The sequence below is a fragment of the Fictibacillus marinisediminis genome, assembly GCF_023149135.1.
GTDB lineage: Bacteria > Bacillota > Bacilli > Bacillales > Fictibacillaceae > Fictibacillus_C > Fictibacillus_C marinisediminis.
Genome location: NZ_JAIWJX010000002.1, coordinates 4,277,621 through 4,300,144 on the forward strand (window position 1 = coordinate 4,277,621; position 22,524 = coordinate 4,300,144).

General features: G+C 44.7%; 22 protein-coding genes. 7 read left to right on the top strand and 15 right to left on the bottom strand.

Translation table 11 applies throughout. The features are described from left to right. Positions 1 to 53: 53 nt before the first annotated feature. Positions 54 to 1,022 (bottom strand): peptide-methionine (R)-S-oxide reductase MsrB, encoded by a 969-nt coding sequence (msrB, locus tag LCY76_RS22245; RefSeq protein ID WP_419714965.1) that lies wholly within the window; start codon positions 1,020 to 1,022, stop codon positions 54 to 56. A 471-nt stretch (positions 1,023 to 1,493) separates the two neighbouring features. On the opposite strand from msrB, the gene LCY76_RS22250 reads away from it, so the two are divergent. The 7 genes from LCY76_RS22250 to LCY76_RS22280 all read left to right on the top strand — a co-directional run bounded on the left by LCY76_RS22250 (position 1,494) and on the right by LCY76_RS22280 (position 8,424). Continuing rightward, positions 1,494 to 1,772: an alpha/beta-type small acid-soluble spore protein gene (locus LCY76_RS22250; protein WP_248254494.1), complete on the top strand. Its 279-nt coding sequence runs from the start codon at positions 1,494 to 1,496 to the stop codon at positions 1,770 to 1,772. Between the two features lie 298 nt (positions 1,773 to 2,070). Further along, positions 2,071 to 2,520 carry a MarR family winged helix-turn-helix transcriptional regulator gene (locus tag LCY76_RS22255; RefSeq protein ID WP_248254495.1) on the top strand — a complete coding sequence of 150 codons (450 nt, stop codon included), beginning with the start codon at positions 2,071 to 2,073 and terminating at the stop codon, positions 2,518 to 2,520. Continuing rightward, complete coding sequence (locus LCY76_RS22260) at positions 2,517 to 3,194, top strand: HlyD family secretion protein (RefSeq protein WP_248254496.1); 678 nt, start codon at positions 2,517 to 2,519, stop codon at positions 3,192 to 3,194. The genes LCY76_RS22255 and LCY76_RS22260 overlap by 4 nt, the downstream gene beginning before the upstream one ends. An 8-nt stretch (positions 3,195 to 3,202) precedes the next feature. Then, on the top strand, positions 3,203 to 4,996 hold the full coding sequence (locus tag LCY76_RS22265) for a DHA2 family efflux MFS transporter permease subunit (RefSeq protein ID WP_248254497.1): 1,794 nt from the start codon (positions 3,203 to 3,205) through the stop codon (positions 4,994 to 4,996). A gap of 329 nt (positions 4,997 to 5,325) precedes the next feature. Continuing rightward, on the top strand, positions 5,326 to 6,471 hold the full coding sequence (gene proB, locus LCY76_RS22270; protein WP_248254498.1) for a glutamate 5-kinase: 1,146 nt from the start codon (positions 5,326 to 5,328) through the stop codon (positions 6,469 to 6,471). An 11-nt stretch (positions 6,472 to 6,482) separates the two neighbouring features. Continuing rightward, on the top strand, positions 6,483 to 7,757 hold the full coding sequence (locus tag LCY76_RS22275; protein WP_248254499.1) for a glutamate-5-semialdehyde dehydrogenase: 1,275 nt from the start codon (positions 6,483 to 6,485) through the stop codon (positions 7,755 to 7,757). A gap of 382 nt (positions 7,758 to 8,139) precedes the next feature. Next, positions 8,140 to 8,424, top strand: a complete 285-nt coding sequence (locus LCY76_RS22280; RefSeq protein ID WP_053356371.1) for a spore morphogenesis/germination protein YwcE — start codon at positions 8,140 to 8,142, stop codon at positions 8,422 to 8,424. Positions 8,425 to 8,490: 66 nt separating this feature from the next. Here LCY76_RS22280 and qoxD read toward each other — a convergent pair whose 3' ends face one another. From qoxD to LCY76_RS22350, 14 genes are all read right to left on the bottom strand, one after another. Then, entirely contained in the window at positions 8,491 to 8,898 is a 408-nt protein-coding gene (gene qoxD, locus LCY76_RS22285) for a cytochrome aa3 quinol oxidase subunit IV (RefSeq protein ID WP_248254500.1), read from the bottom strand. Next, entirely contained in the window at positions 8,891 to 9,511 is a 621-nt protein-coding gene (gene qoxC / locus LCY76_RS22290) for a cytochrome aa3 quinol oxidase subunit III (protein ID WP_248254501.1), read from the bottom strand. The genes qoxD and qoxC overlap by 8 nt, the downstream gene beginning before the upstream one ends. Before the next feature lie 14 nt (positions 9,512 to 9,525). After that, positions 9,526 to 11,469: a cytochrome aa3 quinol oxidase subunit I gene (qoxB, locus tag LCY76_RS22295; RefSeq protein ID WP_248254502.1), complete on the bottom strand. Its 1,944-nt coding sequence runs from the start codon at positions 11,467 to 11,469 to the stop codon at positions 9,526 to 9,528. 18 nt (positions 11,470 to 11,487) lie between these two features. Beyond that, positions 11,488 to 12,438, bottom strand: a complete 951-nt coding sequence (gene qoxA, locus LCY76_RS22300; RefSeq protein ID WP_336606272.1) for a cytochrome aa3 quinol oxidase subunit II — start codon at positions 12,436 to 12,438, stop codon at positions 11,488 to 11,490. A gap of 365 nt (positions 12,439 to 12,803) precedes the next feature. After that, positions 12,804 to 13,244 carry a DUF2231 domain-containing protein gene (locus LCY76_RS22305; protein ID WP_248254504.1) on the bottom strand — a complete coding sequence of 147 codons (441 nt, stop codon included), beginning with the start codon at positions 13,242 to 13,244 and terminating at the stop codon, positions 12,804 to 12,806. A 76-nt stretch (positions 13,245 to 13,320) separates the two neighbouring features. Beyond that, positions 13,321 to 14,583: a sensor histidine kinase gene (locus LCY76_RS22310; protein ID WP_248254505.1), complete on the bottom strand. Its 1,263-nt coding sequence runs from the start codon at positions 14,581 to 14,583 to the stop codon at positions 13,321 to 13,323. Next, positions 14,583 to 15,257, bottom strand: coding sequence for a response regulator transcription factor (locus tag LCY76_RS22315; protein ID WP_248254506.1), 675 nt, complete (start codon positions 15,255 to 15,257; stop codon positions 14,583 to 14,585). The genes LCY76_RS22310 and LCY76_RS22315 overlap by 1 nt, the downstream gene beginning before the upstream one ends. Positions 15,258 to 15,280: 23 nt before the next feature. Continuing rightward, complete coding sequence (locus LCY76_RS22320; protein ID WP_248254507.1) at positions 15,281 to 16,507, bottom strand: DEAD/DEAH box helicase; 1,227 nt, start codon at positions 16,505 to 16,507, stop codon at positions 15,281 to 15,283. Positions 16,508 to 16,688: 181 nt separating this feature from the next. Then, a complete protein-coding gene (locus LCY76_RS22325; RefSeq protein WP_248254508.1) occupies positions 16,689 to 17,651 on the bottom strand; it encodes an L-threonine 3-dehydrogenase in 963 nt (320 codons plus the stop codon). 34 nt (positions 17,652 to 17,685) lie between these two features. After that, positions 17,686 to 18,879 (bottom strand): glycine C-acetyltransferase, encoded by a 1,194-nt coding sequence (locus tag LCY76_RS22330; protein WP_248254509.1) that lies wholly within the window; start codon positions 18,877 to 18,879, stop codon positions 17,686 to 17,688. Between the two features lie 495 nt (positions 18,880 to 19,374). After that, entirely contained in the window at positions 19,375 to 20,007 is a 633-nt protein-coding gene (locus LCY76_RS22335) for a response regulator transcription factor (RefSeq protein WP_248254510.1), read from the bottom strand. Then, positions 20,000 to 21,046 carry a sensor histidine kinase gene (locus tag LCY76_RS22340; protein WP_248254511.1) on the bottom strand — a complete coding sequence of 349 codons (1,047 nt, stop codon included), beginning with the start codon at positions 21,044 to 21,046 and terminating at the stop codon, positions 20,000 to 20,002. The genes LCY76_RS22335 and LCY76_RS22340 overlap by 8 nt, the downstream gene beginning before the upstream one ends. Beyond that, positions 21,043 to 21,777 carry a cell wall-active antibiotics response protein LiaF gene (gene liaF / locus LCY76_RS22345; protein ID WP_248254512.1) on the bottom strand — a complete coding sequence of 245 codons (735 nt, stop codon included), beginning with the start codon at positions 21,775 to 21,777 and terminating at the stop codon, positions 21,043 to 21,045. The genes LCY76_RS22340 and liaF overlap by 4 nt, the downstream gene beginning before the upstream one ends. Positions 21,778 to 21,876: 99 nt before the next feature. Beyond that, positions 21,877 to 22,521: a PspA/IM30 family protein gene (locus LCY76_RS22350; protein WP_248254513.1), complete on the bottom strand. Its 645-nt coding sequence runs from the start codon at positions 22,519 to 22,521 to the stop codon at positions 21,877 to 21,879. Between the last annotated feature and the right edge of the window lie 3 nt (positions 22,522 to 22,524).

Below are 22,524 nucleotides of genomic sequence, written 5' to 3' on the forward strand. Positions count from 1 at the left end.
GTAAACGAATAAAAGCAGACAGTTTCACACTGCCCGCTTTTAAAAATTGGACCTTATTCGAAAATCGAGAGGTACTCGCCATAGCCTTCCTTTTCAAGGTCTTCTTTCGGGATAAACCTCAATGCCGCAGAGTTGATGCAGTAACGCAGTCCCCCTGCTTCCCTCGGACCATCGTTAAACACATGGCCAAGATGAGAATCTGCTTCTTTGCTCCTTACTTCAGTACGAATCATGAAGTGGCTGAAATCCTTCTTCTCCTTTACATCCGTTTGGCGCATAGGCTTCGTAAAGCTTGGCCAGCCGCAGCTGGAATCAAATTTATCAAGAGAACTGAACAGCGGTTCTCCAGAAACAATATCAACATAGATGCCTTCTTCTTTATGATCCCAATACGGATTTTGGAAAGGAGGCTCCGTTGCGTCATTTTGAGTGACTTCGTACTGAATCGGTGTTAATTTTTGCTTCAGTTCATTTTTGTCAGGCTTGGACTGCCAATGGCTTTTAATAAAGTCTTCACGCCCAGAACCCGTCCGATAGCGCTTATAATGAGCTGGATTTTTCTTATGATAACCCTGATGGTACTCTTCGGCTGGGTAAAAAACAGAGGCTGGCAAAATTTCAGTCACGATCGGCTTCTGAAAGCGGCCGCTTTCAGCAAGTTCTTGCTTAGAGGCCTCTGCCAATTCTTTTTGTTCTTCATTATGATAGAAAATCGCCGTGCGGTACGAATCGCCCCGGTCATAAAATTGTCCGCCAGGATCGGTCGGATCGATCTGCTGCCAGAAGAGCTGCAGCAGCTTTTTATACGGAAACAATTCGGGATCAAACGTAATTTGTACCGCTTCATAGTGGCCCGTTGTATCGGCACAGACTTCCTGGTATGTCGGATTTTCCGTGTGCCCCCCTGTATAGCCTGACACGACACTGATGATGCCCGGCATTTCCTCAAACGGAGAAACCATGCACCAGAAACATCCACCCGCAAAAGTCGCAAGCTGCTGATTGTTATGCTGAGTATTCAAAGACCTCACTCCCATTCTTTTGAAAGTCTTATTGTTCTATTGTTCCTATCATAAAACAAGTATGGCACTTAATAAAAAAATAATGCCTAGTTGGAAGTGCTGAAGTGTTCGATTAGGCCCGAAAAGCGCTGGAACTCTCACACAGCAACACGCTTTTTGTGTTGTGAAGTGAGAGTGAAGCGACCTCGAGGGTCTGAACACTGAAGCTGGATCATAACCCGGAAATGCTGAAGCTGGCATCTTTATGAAAATGACGTGCTATGCAAGTAAATGGAGCAAAATCGCAAGTAAAGTCTATATTTTCGCAAGTAAAGATTGGAAAGTCGCAAGTAATCCTTGTCGAACCGCAAGTAACGAGCCATTTTTCGCAAGTAAGCCACCCCGATCAGTCGTCCGCAGTCCCTTCCAGCGGTTTAACTTCCTCTAAACGGGCAAACTAACTGTAAGAACAACGAAACTGGAGGGAAAAACATGGCTAGAAGAAGTCGAAGACCGCTTGTGCCTGAAGCAAGGGAAGCATTGGATCAATTGAAGGCCCAGGTGATGAGAGATGTTGGCTATCAAGTGGATCCGTCACAGCCTGACGCTGTTAAATTTGAAGTAGCAAAAGATGTTAATGTCCCGCTTCAGAAGGATTACAACGGACAGCTTACGGCAAAACAAGCTGGCACAGTGGGCGGACAGATCGGCGGCCGGATGGTCAGCGAATTGATCCGACAGGCGAAACAGCATCTCAACAAACAGCACTAAAAAGGCTGGCGCATGGCATTCAAGCAAACTGCCACGCGTCCAGCCTTTTTATATTAAGGAACAATCAAAATCCCATCCGCCATCCAAGTTTACCGCATCAACAGCGCCCAGTGATTTCATCTGAAGGCAGAAGAGTATTAAGTCCAATCGAATGGCAAAATAAATTTTGTAATTGCTGTTTTATATTGACAAAGTAATTCTTGTGCATTTATTATAATCTTTGTGCATAAATAGTTTGTATGCGAACTATTTACAATGCAAACTGTTAACATTATTAGAAAGAGGGGACGATAGTGGAATGAATCTGCTCAATAATGAGCTGCTGGATTCCTTTATACAAATACAAAAAGCACTCTACTCGTTAATGAAGGAAGATGCCGACCGGGCTGGCTTGACCGTTGTACAGCTCAAAGCGTTGTACAAGATCCGCCTTACACCTGAATTAGGTTTGAGAGAGCTTGCAGGCAGCTTAAAGCTGACCAACAGCACAATGAGCGGAGTGGTAGACCGCCTTGTCGTTCATGAACTATTAGAAAGACATACTTCTTCTGCCGATCGAAGAGCCATCACACTTAAGCTCACGAAAAAAGGGGAAGAAAAGCTTCGGGAAGCAACTGGAAGTGATTCTTCATTTACCAAAAAAATTATCGAATTGACGGATATGCCGCAAGAAGATAAGGATCATTTACTCAGGATTCATCATCAAGTACTGAACGTATTGACAACCAAGGAGGAAAATCAGGAATGAACATGAAACGTTTAGCTTTATTAAACGTAATAATTTTATTGATTTTAGTTGGGGGCGGAATTGCAGCTTATTATTACTACAATCAATCCGTTTCTTATATCAAAACAGATAATGCCCAAATCGCAGGAGAACAGGTCACGATTGCAGCACCAGCTAATGGAAAACTAACCGATTGGAAAGGTTCCCTCGGAAAAGAATTTAATAAAGGCGAAGAAATCGGTACAATCTCTGCTGCACCTTCAGCCGGAGCTGGAGCAACCCCTGCAGCTGCAGGTATGTCAAAGGTCAAGATCACTCTTCCAAAGGATGGAACAGTCGTACAGCAATCCGCAGTTGAAGATTCTTTTGTTGCAGCAGGAACACCGCTGGCTCATGTTTATGATTTAAGCAACCTTTGGGTAACAGCAAATGTGAAAGAAACAGACATAAATGATGTTAAGGTTGGCCAGGAGGTAGATGTGTACGTGGATTCTTATCCGGACAATACACTTTCTGGAGAAGTGAAAAAAATCGGCCTGGCTACTGCCAATACATTTTCTTTATTGCCAAACTCAAACAACACAGCGAACTATACAAAAGTAACTCAAGTTATCCCAGTTAAAATTTCATTAGACAGCTACCAAGGACTGGATATTGTACCTGGAATGAATGTAACCGTACGGATTCACAAGTAGGTGATATGATGTCAATCTATTTAACAGGTTACGTCATCCTATGCGTTATTCTTTTGCTGACCGTTAACTATATGGCCATCCGTTCAAAACGCAAAAAACAGGCTGAAGATACCGAACTGATTACGGAAAGGGCATCGGGGCATCCGGAAGAATCCAATATTCTCATTGATGAGACCCTCGAGGATACAGCTATTTCAGAACCTGCTCTTGAGTATGTTACTTCTGCAGCTGAACAGCAAGCAGAAGAGCGTTCGCTTCAGCGGACGGAAAGCGTTAAAAAAGATGAGCCGATTCACGTTGGCAAGATACTTACCGTGCTTATGCTCGGTGCCTTCATCGCCATCTTGAACCAAACGCTGCTGAATGTAGCCATTCCGCATATCATGAACGATTTGAACGTCTCTGCCAACACCGTGCAGTGGATCTCAACAGGCTATATGCTCGTTAACGGTGTGTGTATACCGATCACCGCTTATCTCATTGAAAAGTTTGGAACGCGGACGTTATTTATTACTGCCATGTTACTTTTTACAGCCGGAGCGGTCATCTGCTCGCTTTCCGCATCCTTTGGTATGCTGATGGCGGGAAGGGTTGTTCAGGCTGTAGGAGCCGGAATCATCATGCCGTTGATGATGACCATATTCCTTACTGTTTTCCCTATCGAAAAACGCGGCCAGGCGATGGGTACCATGGGGATTGCCATGCTGTTTGCCCCAGCCATCGGCCCTACGCTCTCCGGATATATCGTTGAAAACTATTCTTGGAGACTTTTATTTGATATCATTATTCCTTTTGGTGTGATCGATCTTATTATCGCCTTTGTCTGGATGAAGGACGTTATAAAGAAATCAAGCCCTAAGTTTGATTTCCCGGGGTTCCTTTTCTCCACACTCGGTTTTGGATTCTTGCTCTACGGATTCAGTGAAGCCGGAAATAAAGGCTGGACCAGCAGCATCGTCCTTTCTAGCATTATCATTGGTATCATTTCTCTTGTCGCTTTCACCTTTAGAGAGCTGACCACAGACAAACCGATGCTCGACTTGAGAGTTTTTAAATATGATGTATTTGCCTTAACAACCGTTATCAGCATGATCATTAACATGGCCATGTTTGCCGCCATGATCCTGCTTCCCATCTATCTGCAGAACATCAGAGGATTCACACCTTTTGAATCCGGGCTTTTACTGCTCCCTGGAGCAATCATCATGGGAATCATGTCTCCGATTTCAGGAGCGCTGTTTGACCGAATCGGAGCAAGACCTCTGGCGATCGTCGGATTAACCATTACCTTTATCACAACGTGGGCCTTCAGCCACCTGTCAACAGATACAACGTATGGACATATCTTGTTCCTGTATGTCTCCCGTATGTTCGGCATGTCATTCTTGATGATGACTGTTATGACAGCAGGAATGAACCAGCTGCCGCGGCACTTAAACAGCCACGGAACAGCCACTTCCAATACGATGCGCCAGGTTGCGGGGTCACTCGGTACAGCTTTTCTCGTTACTGTGTTCTCCAACCGCCAGGAGTATCACATGGCGGACTATTCCAATGTAGTGACGAGCGCAAATCCATACATTGCGGATAAGCTTTCAGCGCTCGGGCAAGGACTTGCTCAGATGGCAGGATTACCTGGGGGAGCAGGAAGTTCACTTGGGGTTCAAGTGATCTATGGAACAGCAGCTAAACAAGCAGCCATCGACGGAATCAATGATTCGTTTATGGTCGCGACCGGAATCGCTGTTATCGCCCTCATCCTTTCCTTCTTCATCAAACGGGTCATCCCGCCAACAAAATAAATGACTTGAGGCAAGCTCACCCATTGAGCTTGCTTTTTTTATGAAAACCCTTACATGTCAAGGGTTTTGCTTGCCTGCTTCTTTTAAAAACCACCCGGATTCTTGCATTTTCCGCAAGATTTATTCTTCCATAATTCTCCCTCTGCCATTCCCTCATACCCTGTCACTTCCTTTGATCCGATTAAACCATGCATCCTCCGTTTTTCTCTCTTTCTGGGCCGTATCCGTACTATCTCGGCATGAGCGGTTGTATCGATTTTGAAGCTTCGTTATACTCGTAACCGTTGTTTATTGAACGGGAAAAAACAAGGAAATGAGGAGTGAAAGAGTTGAATTTATCTACTACTAAAAATAAACGAATTGTGGTAAAAATCGGATCAAGTTCACTGACAAGCAGGCATGGAGAAATCAGCCGCAGAAAATTGGAACGGCTGGTCGACGAGATTGTCATGCTTAAAGATGAAGGACATGAAGTACTGCTTGTTTCTTCTGGCGCTGTGGCAGCCGGCTACAGAAAGCTCGGCTGTCTTGCGAGACCAACTTCTCTTCCTGAAAAACAAGCTGCAGCATCGATCGGCCAAGGGCTGCTAATGGAAGCTTATTCTGAACGATTCCTATCCCATGGCTATACGGCTTCACAAATCCTGATTACGAGAAGTGATTTTTCTGACCGAAAACGATACAACAACGCGCGCAATACGATAAACGTATTATTGGATCGCGGCATCGTTCCTATTATAAATGAAAATGACACGATTACCGTTGAACGTCTGAAGTTCGGTGATAACGACACCCTTTCAGCAAAAGTATCAGGGCTTGTAAATGCCGATCAGCTGCTGATTTTGTCAGACATCGACGGGTTATATACAGATGACCCAAGAAGCAATCCAGACGCAAAGCTTTTAGAAGAAGTATATGAGATCACACCAGAAATTGAAGCTTCAGCCGGTGAGTCCGGAAGCGAGGTCGGAACCGGCGGCATGCGTTCTAAGATAGATGCAGTCAAGATTGCGATGGCATCGGGCATACCTTCATTTTTAGGGGATGCAGCAATACCCCACATTATCTATAATGCGGTTCAGGAAACAGCCAAAGGAACGTACTTTACACCAAAAGACGATTCAGAAAACCTGGATGTCAGAAGACAGTGGATTGCTTTTCATTCCGGTCCTGAAGGAGAAATTATTGTATCGAATGAAGCAAAAGACGAGATTGCAGAACACAAAAGCCTGTATCCTGACGGCATTGAATATGTAGAAGGCTATTTTAAAAAAGGTGCCGTTGTGCGAATTAAAGATTTGGACGGCTTACAGATCGGCGTAGGTGTCAGCAATTATTCTTCAAGACAGCTGATCAAGATTAAAGGGCATTCCAATGACGAGATCGCGGACATTATCGATGTTGATCCGCAAGAAGCCATTCATAATGCTGATCTTGTGTGCCACACCCAGTTAGCTGTACCACTATTATCTTAAGGAGGCGTTGGATGAGTATTTTAGAATCTGATGTTAGAAATAAAACCAATGTAAAAGAACAGGCGAAGGCCGCACAAAAGGCCTCAAAAGAACTTGCCATACTGAATGAAAAGGATAAGAACGAAGCGCTCTTCATATTAGCTGATGAGCTTGAAGAGCAGGCTTCCTTTATATTAAATGAAAATGAAAAAGACTTGCAGAACGGCAGGGAGAAGGACTTCAGCCAAGCCTTTATGGACAGGCTCTCTCTTACCGAGGAAAGAATTGCAGATTTTGCCGAAGGACTCAGACAAGTAGCTGGCCAGGATGACCCTGTCGGTGAGACTGTCAGTGAATGGACCCTCGACAACGGAATGAGGGTTGAACAAAAACGTGTACCGCTCGGAGTGATTGGCATGATTTACGAAGCACGGCCAAACGTCACTGTGGATGCTACCGGCTTAGCTTTAAAGTCAGGTAATGCAATCGTCTTAAAAGGCGGTTCAAGCGCCATTCATTCCAATAAGGCCATTATCCAGGTCATTCAGCAGGGGCTGGCTAAAACCAGTATTCCTGCTGATGCCGCTCAATTGATTGCGACAACAGATAGAAAAGCCTCAAGTGAGATGTTTACGATGAAAGAACACATTGACGTACTGATTCCACGCGGAGGCGGTTCGTTGATCAATACGGTTGTGAACGAAGCGACGGTTCCTGTTCTTGAAACAGGCGTTGGAAACTGCCATATTTACGTTGATAAAGAGGCTGATTTGGAGAAAGCCCTCAATATACTCATTAATGCGAAAACCGACCGTCCTGCGGTCTGCAACGCAGCAGAGACCTTGATCGTTCATAAAGACTGGCTCAATGAGTATCAATCTGTGCTAGAGAACGTGCTGAAGGAACATGGAATTTCCGTTCATGGCGACGAGTTTGTTGTTTCTGCCTTCGCCGATGCTGTTCCAGCTTCCGAAAAGGATTGGGCAGAAGAATTCCTTGGCCTTTCTATCGCGATCAAAACCGTAGAGAGTACAGAAGAAGCGATTGAACACATCGACCGCTACGGTACAAAGCATTCAGAAGCAATCGTCACAGAAGACGCTGCCACAGCAGAAGTATTTATGAGCCGCATCGATGCAGCAGCTGTATACCATAACGCTTCTACACGCTTCACAGACGGTTCTGCGCTGGGCTTTGGAGCTGAAATCGGCATCTCTACCCAAAAGCTCCATGCACGCGGCCCTATGGGCTTACCAGCGCTCACTACGACAAAGTACTGCATGACCGGTGACGGACAGATCAGATAATCAGTAGTTCTAAAAAGCATGGCGCGTTTGCACCATGCTTTTTTATAAGGAAAAGCGTCTCTTTTGTCGTTATTGAACCAAATGAGAGAATAATTGAACGAAAGAAGGAGATAATTGAACCCAAAGGACCAGTAATTGATTCTAACTAAGTATTCAGACTTCTTCACAGCCATAAAAACCCGAAACATTTACGCCACACGGCATCAAAGCTTACAAGCTAACTGTATAACTGGAATTTTTTATAGAAAATAGTCCTATTTTCTAAATTTTCTGTAGTATATTTTTGAAAACGTGGTATACTAAATGTAACAAAATGTTCACAAAACAGACCTAACTTCGTCACAATTGCAAACGCTGTCATCTACTTAAGGAGTTGATTGTAATGGATGTGTATGTTGTATATCTATTCGTGGCCACGGCTACTCCGCTATTCCTATGGCACGATCATAGAAAGCTTGCTTTATGGCAGATTCCGTTTATCGCGATCATGTGGCTCTATGTCGCGCTTTTCTTGGCAGGAGATTTGAATCCGCTGGCTCATCTGCTGTTCAATATCGTGTTTGTAGCCAACGTGGTATTTGCTCATGTTGCAGCTTTTAAAATCTATGCGATTCCGTTTATCCGTCGTGAAAGAGAACGACGTAAAATTTACCGTGAATCTAAATAAGTAACCATAAAAAAGCTCCTTGCAGGAATTCTGCAAGGAGCTTTCTTTGTGCTTCTATAGGAAGATTTAGTGATCCATACCTTCCATGTCTTTATCCATCTTATGGCCGTCCATCTCCATTTTATGATGGTCATGCTTTGCATGTCCTGCAGACATTACCCATACACTACCTGCAACGATAACGATCGCGATGAATGCAGCAAACAAGATGTTTCCTGTCTGGGTTTTGCCTGTAAGCGAGCTGCTCTTTTCGGAGCTCTCTGTCATATGCATGAACATGAGAAGCTGAAGAGCCGCTTGCAAGAACGCAAAGATAAAGATGATGATAAGAATCGTTTGTTTTGAAAAGCCTGTTTCAAATGTTACCCATAGAGCTAATGCAGTAAGAACGATGGACAGGATATAACCAACCACGTGTTTCCAAGGTATACCGCCATGTTCGTTTGATACAGCTTGATTTTGTGGATTAGCCATTGTGCAACACCATCCCTGTCAAATACACGGCAGTGAAGATGAAGATCCACACAACATCAAGGAAGTGCCAGTATAAACTTGAGATAAAGACCTTCGCTGACGTCTGAGGCGTTAATCCTCGTCTTGCCACCTGTATCAAGATTAAGGTAATCCATGCAATACCCATTGTTACGTGAAGTCCGTGCGTTCCTACGATAACGAAGAATCCAGACCAGAACGCGCTTGTTCCTAGTGCTGCACCTTCATGTACGTAAGTAACGAACTCGTAGATTTCATAGCCCAGGAATCCTGCACCCAGCAAGAGCGTGATGATCATCCAGACAAATAATCCTTTTCTGTTGCGTTTGCGCATTTCGTGAATCGCAATACCGCAAGTGAAACTGCTGGTCAACAGCAGGAATGTTTCAATCAATACACCTTTAAGTTCAAACAGCTCATGAGGTGTAGGCCCATCTGCAGTTCTGTACATCAGAACGAGATAGGTAGCAAACAACGTAGAGAACAACGCAATTTCCGCCCCAAGGAATATCCAGAAACCGAGGATATTCAAGCGCCCGGTTTCTGATTGATATTCTAAAGGCGTGTTATGATCGTGTACTTCTGCATGTGCCATTGTTCACGCCTCCTTTAAACGGTAATCCGTTCAGTTTCTTTTATTTCATCAACACTTACATAGTAACCTTCATTCTTATCAAATGAGCGGATGATCAAGGTAATGAATACACCGATCAATCCAACGATGCCCATCCAGTACCATTCGAATACTAATCCGAAACCTGCAACGAAGAAGAAGGACGCCATAACGAACGGTACTCCTGAGTTGTCAGGCATGTGAATCGGCTTAATATCAGCCAATTTCGGTGTTACTTCTTTCTTGTCATTGCGGATCGCGACAACTGGATCCAACCCTTCAACAGTTGGAGTTACCGCAAAGTTATAGTGCGGCGGTACGGCAGATGTAGTTGCCCACTCAAGTGTACGTCCAAGACCCCAAGAGTCACCAGTGTTTTCACGCTCTGAGTAACGGAAGCTGTAGTAGATGTTATAAACAAGGGCCAGGAATCCGATACCCATCAAGAACGCTCCTACAGTAGAGACCATATTAAGATCTCCCCAGCCTGATGCTGCGCTGTACGTGTAAACACGGCGAGGCATTCCATCAAGGCCCAGGAAATACTGCGGGAAGAAACATACGTTAAATCCGATCATGAACAACCAGAATACCCATTTGCCAATACGTTCATTCAGCTTGTAGCCGAACATTTTCGGATACCAGAATACAAGTCCTGCGAAACACCCAAAGACTGTTCCGGCGATCAATACATAGTGGAAGTGAGAAACAAGGAAGTACGTATTATGGTACTGGTAGTCAGCTGCAGCCATCGCAAGCATGACACCTGTTACCCCACCGACAACAAAGTTTACGATAAATCCTAGTGCCCAAAGCATTGGTGTCGTAAATGAAATCTTACCTTTGTACATCGTAAACAACCAGTTAAAGATCTTAATACCGGTCGGAATACCGATCAGCATGGTACTGATCGAGAATGCAGTGTTAACTGCTGCTCCTGAGCCCATTGTGAAGAAGTGATGGACCCAAACCAAGAAGCTGTATGCTGCGATAAGAACCATCGCCCATACCATCGCTTTGTAACCGAAAAGCACCTTGCGGGCAAATGTACTGATAATCTCTGAGAACATACCGAAGGCAGGAAGGATAACGATGTATACTTCCGGGTGGCCCCAAAGCCAGAACAAGTTCGCCCATAGCATATCCATCCCCGCTCCTTGAAGCGTGAAGAAATGAGCTCCGAATAAACGGTCAAATGTCATAAGTGCAAGCGCTACTGTAAGAATAGGGAACGCGAACACGATGATGACCATAGTAATGAGCGCAGACCAAGTGAACATTGGCATTCTGAACAATGTCATGCCTGGCGCTCGCATTTTTAAAATCGTTACCAGGAAGTTAATACCCGTCAACAGGGTACCGATCCCGGCGATCTGAAGACCGAGCAAGTAGTAGTTCTGCCCAGGTCCAGGACTTAACTCATTACCGGCAAGCGGCATGTAGGCTGTCCAACCAGCAGATGGTGATCCACCGATAACGAACGAGATGTTAAAGAGCATTGCTCCGATAAAGAACGTCCAGAAACTTACGGCATTCAAATAAGGGAATGCAACGTCACGCGCTCCGATTTGAAGCGGGATAACTACGTTGATCAAACCAATCAAGAACGGCATCGCCATGAAGATGATCATGATCGTACCGTGTGTTGTAAAGATTTCGTTATAGTGCTGGGCATCAAGGAATTTTGCATCCGGTACAGCAAGCTGTGTACGCATGAGCAATGCATCGACACCACCGCGGAATAGCATAAGAACCGCAGAAGCGATGTACATGATTCCTAATTTTTTATGGTCAACGGTAGTGAGCCATTCTTTCCAAAGCCACTGCCATTTTTTAAAATATGTCAGATAAAATAGAAGTCCGATTACTGTTAGACCGATGGAAACGTCCGCACCGTAAATCAGCGGGTCACCGGTAACAAAAAATTCATCCCATTTCATAATTTAGTGCCTCCTCTATTAATGGGAATGAGATTCCCCATGAGAGTCTTGTTCCGGCTTGTTCGCATCTTTCGCCTTTGAACCGTGCGGGTTTTGCGGAACTACTCCTAAGCGTTCACGGGTCTTCACTGCATAGTCTCTATCTTTAGCGTGATCTACCCATTTTAAATGTGTGGATGAGAATGTCATCTTTTTTGCTTCGCCCTGAAGCATTAACTGATCGTACTGTTTTTTAGACAACTCAGGCGCCTTGCTCTTCGTATCTTTTGCCCATTTGTCAAAATCGCTTTGAGAAACAGAATTCACATCAAAAATCTGGTGAGTGAATCCTTCACCATTAAAGTTTGAGTTACGGCCGGCAAATTTGCCCTTATGATCCGCCTGCAGATAAAGCGTTGTTTCCATACCAGGCATCGCGTACTTTTGGCCCCCAAGTTCAGGAACCCAGAATGACGACATGGAATCTGCTGAAGTCAGCTTGAATTCCACTGGCCGGTCTTCCGGAATGTTAATGTAGTTGACGGTTTCAATGCCTTGCTCCGGATAAGAGAAGATCCATTTCCAGTCAACTGCTGTCGCCGTAATGACGATCGGTTCTTTATGCGCAGAAGCCTGCGGCGGTTTTTCAAGATCATAAATGGTCTTAATCGTCGGAATAGCCAAAGCGATGGTAATAAGTATCGGGATAGCCGTCCAGAGTATTTCTAATTTTTTGCTTCCCTCTTGTTCAGGTTCCCAGTTGGACATATCTTTTCTGTTTTCACGGTATTTAATCACGATCACCGTGAATAAGATATACACTACAAGTAGAATAAGTGCCATGAATCCTATAGAATAAAGAATAAGATCCTTCTGCTGAGCCCCAACAGGTCCTTTCGGATCTAGAACTATATAATTGCTGCAACCGCCCAAGAAAAATACGGACAGCATAAGTCCTAACGCAAAAAACGGTCTTAACCGCTTAAACACTAGGCCCACCTTCCTTCCTGTAAACATATAAGTGAGATTTCTCACTGTAAACTTACTAACTTTGTGCTTTCGTTCACATAATAACAAATTTCCCCCAAAAATAGACCTTCTTTTATGAACTGTCATAAGTTCTTCAAGTAAAATTCACTAGTTCATCACATATTTATCAAAGAATGTTCATATTTTTGGAATTTACTTCTTGTTCTTCCATTTCTCAATTTATACCGTGGCGAAGTGAAAAAGCCGCCTGTTCGGCGACTCTTTTACAGTTCTAAATTCTTTATTTCCTTTAAAGGGACAGATTAAACCAAGTTTGCAGATTAAATCAAATTCATGACAAATGTTCCACATGGAACGTTTTTTCTTCATGATTCGACGTGCTTTTTTATGGATTCCGGATGATAGACCATCTTACCTCCATAATGTCCTGTGATGGAAAGTGTCACTGCTCCTGCCAGAGAAAGAATAATCACAATCGGCATTAAAGGCGGAATCAGGCGAAAACGATGGAGTAAATTCAGCAGGATCACAGCTCCAAATATGAATAGGGTGATGAGCGCATAAGTCTCATGCGGCTGAACACCACTTTCGATACTGTGCCCGATCTGTTTTCTTGCAAAATGCTCAGCACCGTCTCCTGAAATATAGGCCACAATTCCCATAACAAACCCTGAGGAAAACAAGTATAGAGCCATTTGATCAAAAAACGGTTTCTTCCATATTGCTAAAATCTGCGCCAAAACTCCAATGATCAGCAGCGCAATCGGAAAATGTACAAGGACAGGATGAAGGGGTGTAGATAACATACCGGTCAGCTCCTTTTTACTCGGTATAGACAACGATACAAGAGGAAACTGAAATTTTACTGAAAAATAAGGTGAACTATAAAATATTTGCTAAGATCGGCAGTCTTACTGAAAATATCGTACCTTCGCCCGGCCAGCTTGAGACTTTAATCGTTCCATCGTGCAGATCTGTGATGGCCTTGGCGATGGATAATCCCAATCCTGCACCCCCAGCCTGCCGAGACCGCCCTTTCTCCACCCGGTAAAAACGATCAAAGAGATAAGGAATTTCTTCTGCAGGAATGCCTGCCCCTTTGTCTTCAACCGTAAAGCTCAGGATCCTTCCTTCTTCTTTTTGAACCGTAATGGAAATGGAAGAACCAAGGACTGAATATTTGCAGGCATTATCAAGGAGGACATGAAGCAGTTCTTTTATTCTGACCCGGTCAGCTTCCACCAGCATTTTGTCATCAGGTACATGTAAGGCAATCTGCCTTTTACCCTCGTACAGCCGCTCATATTGATGAACGAGCTGGCCGGCCAGCTCTGCAAATGAAAAGGACTCTTTGTTCATCTTGAGTTGACCTGCATCCTCTTGTGCCAGCATAAGAAGATTGGCGACAAGTCCGTTCATTTGGCGGACCTCATCCTTCAATTCATTCAATGTTTCCTGAGAAAAGGGTGAAAGTTTATCTCTTTCTTCATTTTCCAAAACCTCAAGGGAAGCAGAAAAAATACTGATCGGCGTCCGGAGCTCATGGGAAGCATCAGCAATAAACTTTTTTTGTCCCTCGATGTTCTGAATGATCGGCTTCATCGCCTTTCTAGCCAGCCGGTCTCCCATGATAACAGAAATCATTAAAGCGGCAAGCCCGATTAATGAAAGAGAGAAGAACCAATGTTCAATTTTTTCATGAATGCTGCTAATGTTCTTTCCTACAAAAAGGGTGGAATTTTTATCGATGCGAGCACTGGCATAAATGATGTGCATCTCGTCTCCGAAATGGCCTTTTAAATTCTTAAGCTTCCCCTCTGAACGGCAGCAAGGCTGTTTGCGGACAAATTTGCTGAAGGTCTGTGCATCCTTGCCAGCTGGCTGCACACCTCTAATAGAATGTGCAGATTTGCTCAATACGACCGAAAAATAAAGCGATGGAGAAGCCTCAGGTTTTACTTCAATAGCATCTTGTCCTTTGTATTTCTCCAATTCATAGTGCAAGATGTCCTGAATATCCTCATTGGCTGTCTCAAACAGCATGCTTTTTACTAACAAAAAAAGAACGGCAAGAACGATGAGAAGTGTTATAAAAAACCAGGTGCTGTAGTTCCAAGTGAGTTTTCGTCTGAGATGGTTCAGCATTATTCTTTCTCCATTCGATACCCGATGCCTCGGACCGTCTGAATGTATTTTTTCCCTCCAGATGGATCCAGCTTTTTCCTCAGCAGTTTAACGAAGGCTTCAAGGGTGTTCATCGTAACATCGCTATCTGCTCCCCACACATGCTGGAGGATGCTATCTCTTGTCAGCACCTGATTCTTATGACGGGCAAACAAAACGAGCAGCTGAAATTCTTTTGGCGTCAGCTGAATTTCTTCTTCTCCGCGATTTAACACATGGTTCTGGATATCGAGTCGCAGATCGCCAATCATCACCCAGTTATCTTCATATAAAAAGCTTCTTCTTCTCCCTAATGCTGCAACTCTGGCGAAGAGCTCTTTGAATTCAAACGGCTTGGATAGGTAATCGTCCACACCGGAATCAAATCCTTGAACAAGATCGTCCACCTGATCCCTGGCCGTCAGCATAAGAATCGCTCCTTGATAGCCTTTTTTACGGAGCTCCCTGCTGACAATGACTCCCTCTTTCTTCGGCAGCATCCAATCCAGAATCAATATATCAAAGGATTCTTCAAGGACGCGTTCAAAGGCTGTTTCCCCATCTTCGCATAAAACCACCCTGTACCCTTCGTTTTCCAGCATCCTCATGATTAACCGCGCGAGACGGCGATCGTCTTCAGCCAGTAAAATTTTCATGTGATCCTTCTCCTGTACGGTTGTCAGCGCCTCCGTGGCTTTCTGCTGCTTTTCTGATACTGCGGTCTTGCTCCCGCACGGCGGCTCTGCATCTTGTCATTCGTTTCAGAGCGGCTTCCCTCCTTCTTTTTTTCCGGTTTTTCCAGCCGCTGTTTTTGTATCTTCTGCTTAATTCCTTTTTCAATCAACTCTAAATAATTGCGGTCTTTTGCCGCAACCATCGTCACGGCAAGCCCCTTGCTGCCGGCTCGTCCCGTTCGTCCGATACGGTGGATATAACTTTCTGTATCTTGAGGAATATCGTAATTGATGACATGGGTCACACCTTCAACATCCAGGCCCCTTGCCGCAACATCTGTAGCGATCAGGTAGCGGATTTCTCCCTGCCGGAAGGCATGCATTACCGCTTCCCGTTTAGCCTGGGTGAGATCGCCATGCAGTTCGTCTGCCTGATATCCCGCTTCCTTCAAAGCTTCATTCAGTTTGCTTACTCGCCGCTTCGTCCGGCAAAAAATAATAGCAAGATACGGACGGTGCAGCTCCAGAAGCAGCTTCAAGTCATCCTGCTTTGAGCGGTCTGTCGTCTCAATAACCCGTTGTCTGATTTCCTTTAAGGTGATTTGTGTCTTCTTCACCGTAATCTCTGCTGGATCTTTCATATACGTTCCTGCAAGCTTTACAATTTCAGAAGGCATCGTTGCGGAAAAAAGCATCATCTGCCGGTTCTCTTCTGGTGTCTGATCAATAATTTCTTCAACATCCTGCAAAAATCCGATATGAAGCATCTGATCCGCCTCATCTAAAACCAGCATGGAGACGTGTGACAGATCAATGGTTCCTCGTCTTACATGGTCCAGCAAACGCCCTGGTGTGGCGATGACAACCTGCACCTTACCGCCGAGTTTATGCATTTGCTGAATAACATCTTGTCCCCCATAAACGGACAGGACATCAATTCCCATTGAACTGCTCAGCTTTTTTACTTCTTCCGCCACCTGGATAGCAAGTTCTCTTGTCGGCGTCACGATCAGTGCTTGGATAGCTTCATTCTCCTGGTCAATCCGCTGCAGCATCGGTACGGCAAAAGCCATCGTTTTCCCGGTTCCTGTCTGGGATTTTGCAATCACATCTTTTCCTTCTAACAGCAGCGGGATCGCCTGCTCCTGAATCGTTGTCGGCTGGGCAATCCCATAGTCAGCTAACGTTTTCCGGAGCAGAGGATTCACCTGTAAAGCTTCAAAACCACCCATAGGCAAGTCTCCTTCCTTTTCTTAAATTACTTGGTTAGAGCAATATTATTAATGCTCTTTTTTGTTGAACTTCGCATACTGATGCTGAGAGAGGCCTCAAGTCTATTACCCCTAAAGTAAAGGGTGTGAACATGTACCTTCTAAAAAAGAGAGCCATATTAAGGCTCCCTTTTTCTTCGTATTAATTTGCTACTTTGTTATTCAGCTTGTCGTTCAGCTTCAACAGCATATCTGCTGTCATTTTATCCAAGTCATAGTCCGCTTTAAAGCCCCATTCCGCTATAGCTGCTGAAGAATCGATGACATTCGGCCAGCTATCGGCAATCGCCTGTCGAACAGGGTCCACATCATAATCCATCGTAAAGGATGGCATCTGCTTTTTGATGGCAGCAGCGATTTGTTCCGGCTCAAAACTCATCGCAGAAACGTTAAATGAGTTGCGGTGAACCAGTTTCGCCGGATCAGCTTCCATCAAGTTAATAATTGCATTTAACGCATCAGGCATATACATCATATCCATGTATGTGCCCGCATCAATAAATGAAGTATATCTTCCTTTTCGGACCGCTTCGTAATAAATTTCAACCGCATAGTCCGTTGTGCCGCCTCCAGGAGGTGCCACATAGGAGATCAATCCAGGGAAACGCAGTCCGCGGGTATCTACGCCAAATTTATGATAGTAATAATCACAAAGAAGCTCGCCGGACACTTTGTTTACTCCATACATTGTCGTTGGACGCTGAATAGTATCCTGCGGAGTCTGGTCTTTCGGTGTAGAAGGACCGAATGCTCCGATTGAACTTGGTGTGAAGAATTGGCAGTTCAACTCTCTCGCGACCTCAAGTGCGTTCACAAGGCCTCCCATGTTCAAGTTCCAAGCAAGCAGCGGCTTCGCTTCTGCAGTAGCAGAAAGAAGAGCAGCAAGGTGGACTACCGTATCTGCATTGTATTTTTTAGCGATGCCGGCCATCGCCTGTGCATCGGTTACATCAAGAATCTCGAACGGTCCGGATTGAACGACCGGGCTGTCTGTCTTACGGATATCTGTCGCAATAACATTATCCTCGCCATATATATCACGGGCTTTCATGACCAGCTCTGAACCGATCTGCCCGAGTGCTCCAGTAATCAATATCTTCTTCATGTTACATCCTCCAAATCTATTACCGGTTCCTGTATTAAGAGATGATTCCCATTTCCTTGCCGACTTTTTCGTAGATGGCAAGTGCCTGATCAAGCATTTCCTTCGTATGGGCAGCTGTTGGCATGTTTCTTACACGGCCAGTGCCTCTTGGTACGGTTGGGAAGACGATGGATTTTGCATAAACGCCTTCTTCATTCAGCTTTTTGCTGAACTCCTGAGTTTTTACCTCATCACCTACAATAACAGGTGTGATTGGTGTTTCACTGTTTCCGATATCATAGCCCAGCTTCTCAAGGCCTTGTTTCAAATACTTGCTGTTGTCCCACAGTTTTTCTTGCAGCTCTGTGCTTGATGTTAAAATTTCAATGGCTTTTGTACAAGCCGCTACATCTCCTGGAGTCAGTGAAGTAGAGAACAAGAATGGACGGCTTCTTACTTTCAGCCAGTCGATCAAGTCTTTTTTACCGGCTACATAACCGCCGACAACACCGATTGCTTTAGAAAGCGTACCGATTTGGAAATCCACTTTATCGGATAATCCGAAATGCTTCACGGTTCCTGCGCCGTTGCCGAGTACGCCAGATCCATGTGCATCGTCTACGTAAGTGATGAGATCGAACTCTTCAGCAATATCAACGATCTCCGGAAGCTTGGCAACGTCTCCGTCCATGGAGAACACACCGTCCGTGATGACCATGATCTTGTTGTAAAGTCCGGATTCCTTTGCTTCCTTCGCTTTTGTACGAAGGTCTTCCATGTCAGAGTGGTTGACACGGATAATTTTTGCTCTGGAAAGTCTGCAGCCGTCAATGATGGACGCATGGTTCAGTTCATCTGATAGAATCGCGTCATTTTTATCCATGACTGCTGAGATGGCAGCCATATTGCAGTTAAAACCGGATTGGTAAGCAATCGCTGCTTCTGTATGTTTGAACTCTGCCAATTTTTCTTCAAGTTTTACATGCAGTTCAAGCGTTCCATTAATGGTACGCACAGCCCCCGCACCAACACCATATTCGTCAATTGCCTGTTTGGCAGCTTGCTTAAGGCGCTCATCTGTTGCTAAACCAAGATAATTGTTGGAAGAAAGGTTGATCAGTTCTTTACCATTCACTTTGATCTTCGGACCGTTCGCGCTTTGCAGCGGATCAATCACGTTATAAAGCCCTTTTTCTTTTAAATCCCCTAAATTTTCTTGCAGGAAGCGATCCAATACATTACTTGACATACAAACTCTCCTTTCAAATTTTAAAAATGTTATGTGAGTCTGAACAAATGTACACGTGAAAAAAACACAAAAATTCAGAAATAATTCAATGTTATTAAGTATCTATCACTAAAAAATATTTTATCACATTTTAAGTTTGTTTACATCATATGGACAAAATTCATACTTCTCTGTCTAGTATTTCTTTCCCGTTTCGGAAGTATTTCATTCCAAAACAAGGCTCTTTAATAAAGGATTGTTGCTTTGGAAACATTTTTGTAAAGAGCCTTCATTGACAAGTTGATTGGAGTGCAAGGTGCGAGACTCCTGCGGGACATGCGGGACAGGTGAGACCCGCAGGCGCATGCGCCGAGGAGGCTCACCGCACGCCCCGCGGAAAGCGAGCATCCTGAAACGGAAATCAACCACTCCTAAGGGCAACAAAGGTTACGAAAACAGCCTAAAACAAAAAAAGCCGCCTGTTTTGAGACGGCGGCGTATACTATGATAAAAAATTTACTTAACAAGCGAATGCTTAAACGCATAGATGACGGCCTGGGTCCTGTCCTGAACATCGAGCTTGTTTAAAATGTTGCTCACATGTACTTTAACGGTCTTTTGTGCGATGAATAACTGGTCTGCAATTTCCTGATTTGATTTTCCTTCTGTCATTAAGAGGAGTACCTCAAGTTCACGGCTCGTGAGCTCTTCATGTGGCTGCTGATGATTTTTTTGGCGCATACGGTTCATCATCTTGCCTGTAACTTCGGGTTCCAAGACAGACTGGCCGTGATAAGTGGCTCTTACCGCTTCGGCGATCTCACTCGCTTTTGAGGTCTTAAGCATATAGCTTACCGCTCCTGCTTCTATCGCCGGGTACACTTTTTCATCATCCAAGAAGCTGGTCACAATGATAATCTTCGCATCCGGCCATTTCTCAATGATTTTTTTCGTAGCTTCAATTCCGTCCATTTCATTCATGACCAGATCCATTAAAATGACATCAGGACGCAGTTCCAGTGCCAGTTCAACGGCTTTCTTCCCATTCTCAGCCTCACCGACCACCGTAAGATCTGACTGGGCAGAAAGATAGGATGAAACACCGATTCTTACCATTTCATGATCGTCCGCAAACAATACTCTAATCATTTTTATCATCCTCCACCGAAATCACTGGTACTTTTACTTCCAGCCGTGTCCCTTTGTCGGGCAGACTCACCACTTTCAACGTGCCGCCGATTTCCAGCGCTCGTTCCTGCATGTTTTGAAGCCCGTAGGATCCCGCTTTATCCTCGTCCAAAGCGAAGCCGACTCCATTATCGGCCACGCGAAGTATGATTAATCCCTCCCGTTCGATCAGCAGAATTTCAAGAGAAGTAGCCTTGGCATGCCTCAGTGTGTTGGAGACGGATTCCTGTAAGATCCTAAACAAGTGGTCTTCCACACCCTTGTCGAGCGGCATCTCTTCAATTTTCGCATGAATTTCAATCGGAACTTTTTGAACGAGCTCCGCTAACAGTTCTTTAATTCCATCCTGCAGGGATTTTCCTTTTAATGCAGCAGGGCGGAGGTGAAGCAGCAGCGCTCTCATCTCAAGCTGCGACTGGTGAATCATTTGTTCCACCAGTTTCAGCTGCCTGTTCTCAGGAGCTTCTTCAGCTTCCCTTGACTCATTGATGGCTGACATCAGCATGGAGGCGGCAAAAAGCTGCTGGCTTACCGAATCATGCAGCTCACGTGCTAAGCGTTGCCGTTCTCTCGAGATCATCTCTTGAATGATTTTCTCTTGATCTTCTGCTTTTTCGTTCGCCAGCTTTTGTGAAGCCCTGGCCTGATCCGTAACCTGGCGCTGTACATTTTTCAATCTCTTCCAAAGAGCTTCCATCTCTAGCCCCTGTGCTTGTAAAGGAGGATAGATGGGCCTGCCGTTCTCCATCTCACGCATGCCTTCTTCGATTTGTTTAAGCTGTCTGCGGACAGCAAACCCATGCAGCAAACCGAAAAACACACCAAGAACCAAACTCGCCGCCGGAACTACCATAATAAAAGGCAGGCCGAGCAGCTGGCGTTCCCAGAGAGACGCAAAATCCGGGAAGGGAAACACCATAAATACTGCGACCAAAACCAGAATGGCGGTCAGTATAGATACGCCGATGGATAGTAGGACACTGCGCAGTACGATACTCATGTCCGTTTCACCTCTAAATCCCCGACCACCATGGATGTAACGATCTTGATTCTTTGCTGAGCCTCATGGTAGTTCTCTGTATGGAAATGAAAAAGCTGATTGAAGATTTTTGATTCATGATGCTGAAAAATCGTCGTGCTTCCTGCCAGCACAGAATGGTGAACACTGACTGCCGCTTCATATGGCACAAGAATTTTAATGTTTCCAGCCAAATTCCGTATGGCAATGACCGATTCGCCATCCGGTAAAACGGTGTTGCTCAGGTCGATGACGCTATCCCCAATTCCACAATGAATGTTGATGTCACTCCATTCATATACATGGTCAGGGGTCTGCTGCCGGCCGTACAGTATATTTTTAAACATCGGCTGTTTCGTAAAAAGTGACTCGGACAGCCGGGAACTGTCTTCTTTTTGGATGACGGGCTCCATAACAGCCGGCCGCTTTTTGGATTGATAGAACTGAACGACCAGATAAATGAGCACAGCAATCAGTACAAATTTAAAAGCTATCATGTTCAGTAATGTGATAGCCAATCCAAACCATCCGACCCAATACAGCAATTTCCCGATTGTCCGAGACATTTTTTTTCTTCCGATATAGATACAGCCAGCCATGAGGGCAAAAAAGAAAATCAGTTCTCCTCCGCGAAATGAAAGTTCCAGAATAAGAAGCAGTACACCAATCAAAAGAAGCCAGCTGATCAAATCTGTTTTTTTACCGTTAAACATGGTGCACCCCCTCTATCTCTATCATTTTACTCTTCATTTTTCATGGTACACGTCCTAAAAGGCGCAGTACCCTACGCCTTTTAGAATACCATTTTTAGATTAGGAAATCGCAGGTTTTTCTTCTTTTTTCCATTTCTTTTCAAGCTGTGCAAACCGCTCATCGATCGTGTTGAGATGATAATCTGTGTTCACCTGATGCTCCAGCCGCTCTAGATAGCGTTCCATTTCGTCGAATCTCAAGCCTGGCTTTGTACCCATTCCGGAATCCAGAACCTTGTTCATTCCTCTGTGAGCCCGTGCGACGTTTTCGCGCCCCATCAGCTCCATCCGCTTCACATACATATCTTTCAGTTTATGCTTCATCTGTTCAAATTTTTGCTCCAGCGCTTCTAGTTCACGCTTCGCCTCTAATTTAGCTTCATGCATACGGGCTGCACGCTCATCATATCGCTGCTGTTCGTTTACTGCGAACTCATGCAGATCACTTTCCCCAGCCTGAAGGGCCAAATCTGCCTGCCTCTTTCGCTTTTCAGCATGCGCCTTTGCTTCTCTATACTCTTTTGTGAATTCTTCAGTAAGTATAAATTGGCGTTCGACCAGTTTTCGTACACGATCCGTTTCTTGTTCACACTGACGCAAATATTGGTTCAGCAATGAGATCGGATTCTTCTGCTCCTTCTGATCAAGCATCTCATGAAAATCAGCCGCTATTGAATTTTTGATTCTAGTAAATAGTGTGCTCATGTA

Excerpts from the sequence above, each read along its gene's own strand:
- LCY76_RS22255 (WP_248254495.1), top strand. The coding sequence starts at position 2,071 with ATGAATCTGCTCAATAATGAGCTGCTGGATTCCTTTATACAAATACAA.
- LCY76_RS22250 (WP_248254494.1), top strand. The coding sequence starts at position 1,494 with ATGGCTAGAAGAAGTCGAAGACCGCTTGTGCCTGAAGCAAGGGAAGCA.
- LCY76_RS22350 (WP_248254513.1), bottom strand. The coding sequence starts at position 22,521 with ATGAGCACACTATTTACTAGAATCAAAAATTCAATAGCGGCTGATTTT.
- LCY76_RS22310 (WP_248254505.1), bottom strand. The coding sequence starts at position 14,583 with ATGCTGAACCATCTCAGACGAAAACTCACTTGGAACTACAGCACCTGG.
- LCY76_RS22330 (WP_248254509.1), bottom strand. The coding sequence starts at position 18,879 with ATGTCAAGTAATGTATTGGATCGCTTCCTGCAAGAAAATTTAGGGGAT.
- qoxB (WP_248254502.1), bottom strand. The coding sequence starts at position 11,469 with ATGAAATGGGATGAATTTTTTGTTACCGGTGACCCGCTGATTTACGGT.
- liaF (WP_248254512.1), bottom strand. The coding sequence starts at position 21,777 with ATGTTTAACGGTAAAAAAACAGATTTGATCAGCTGGCTTCTTTTGATT.
- LCY76_RS22275 (WP_248254499.1), top strand. The coding sequence starts at position 6,483 with ATGAGTATTTTAGAATCTGATGTTAGAAATAAAACCAATGTAAAAGAA.
- LCY76_RS22260 (WP_248254496.1), top strand. The coding sequence starts at position 2,517 with ATGAACATGAAACGTTTAGCTTTATTAAACGTAATAATTTTATTGATT.
- LCY76_RS22280 (WP_053356371.1), top strand. The coding sequence starts at position 8,140 with ATGGATGTGTATGTTGTATATCTATTCGTGGCCACGGCTACTCCGCTA.
- LCY76_RS22340 (WP_248254511.1), bottom strand. The coding sequence starts at position 21,046 with ATGAGTATCGTACTGCGCAGTGTCCTACTATCCATCGGCGTATCTATA.
- LCY76_RS22315 (WP_248254506.1), bottom strand. The coding sequence starts at position 15,257 with ATGAAAATTTTACTGGCTGAAGACGATCGCCGTCTCGCGCGGTTAATC.
- LCY76_RS22335 (WP_248254510.1), bottom strand. The coding sequence starts at position 20,007 with ATGATTAGAGTATTGTTTGCGGACGATCATGAAATGGTAAGAATCGGT.
- qoxC (WP_248254501.1), bottom strand. The coding sequence starts at position 9,511 with ATGGCACATGCAGAAGTACACGATCATAACACGCCTTTAGAATATCAA.
- LCY76_RS22265 (WP_248254497.1), top strand. The coding sequence starts at position 3,203 with ATGTCAATCTATTTAACAGGTTACGTCATCCTATGCGTTATTCTTTTG.
- LCY76_RS22325 (WP_248254508.1), bottom strand. The coding sequence starts at position 17,651 with ATGAAGAAGATATTGATTACTGGAGCACTCGGGCAGATCGGTTCAGAG.
- LCY76_RS22320 (WP_248254507.1), bottom strand. The coding sequence starts at position 16,507 with ATGGGTGGTTTTGAAGCTTTACAGGTGAATCCTCTGCTCCGGAAAACG.
- LCY76_RS22305 (WP_248254504.1), bottom strand. The coding sequence starts at position 13,244 with ATGTTATCTACACCCCTTCATCCTGTCCTTGTACATTTTCCGATTGCG.
- qoxD (WP_248254500.1), bottom strand. The coding sequence starts at position 8,898 with ATGGCTAATCCACAAAATCAAGCTGTATCAAACGAACATGGCGGTATA.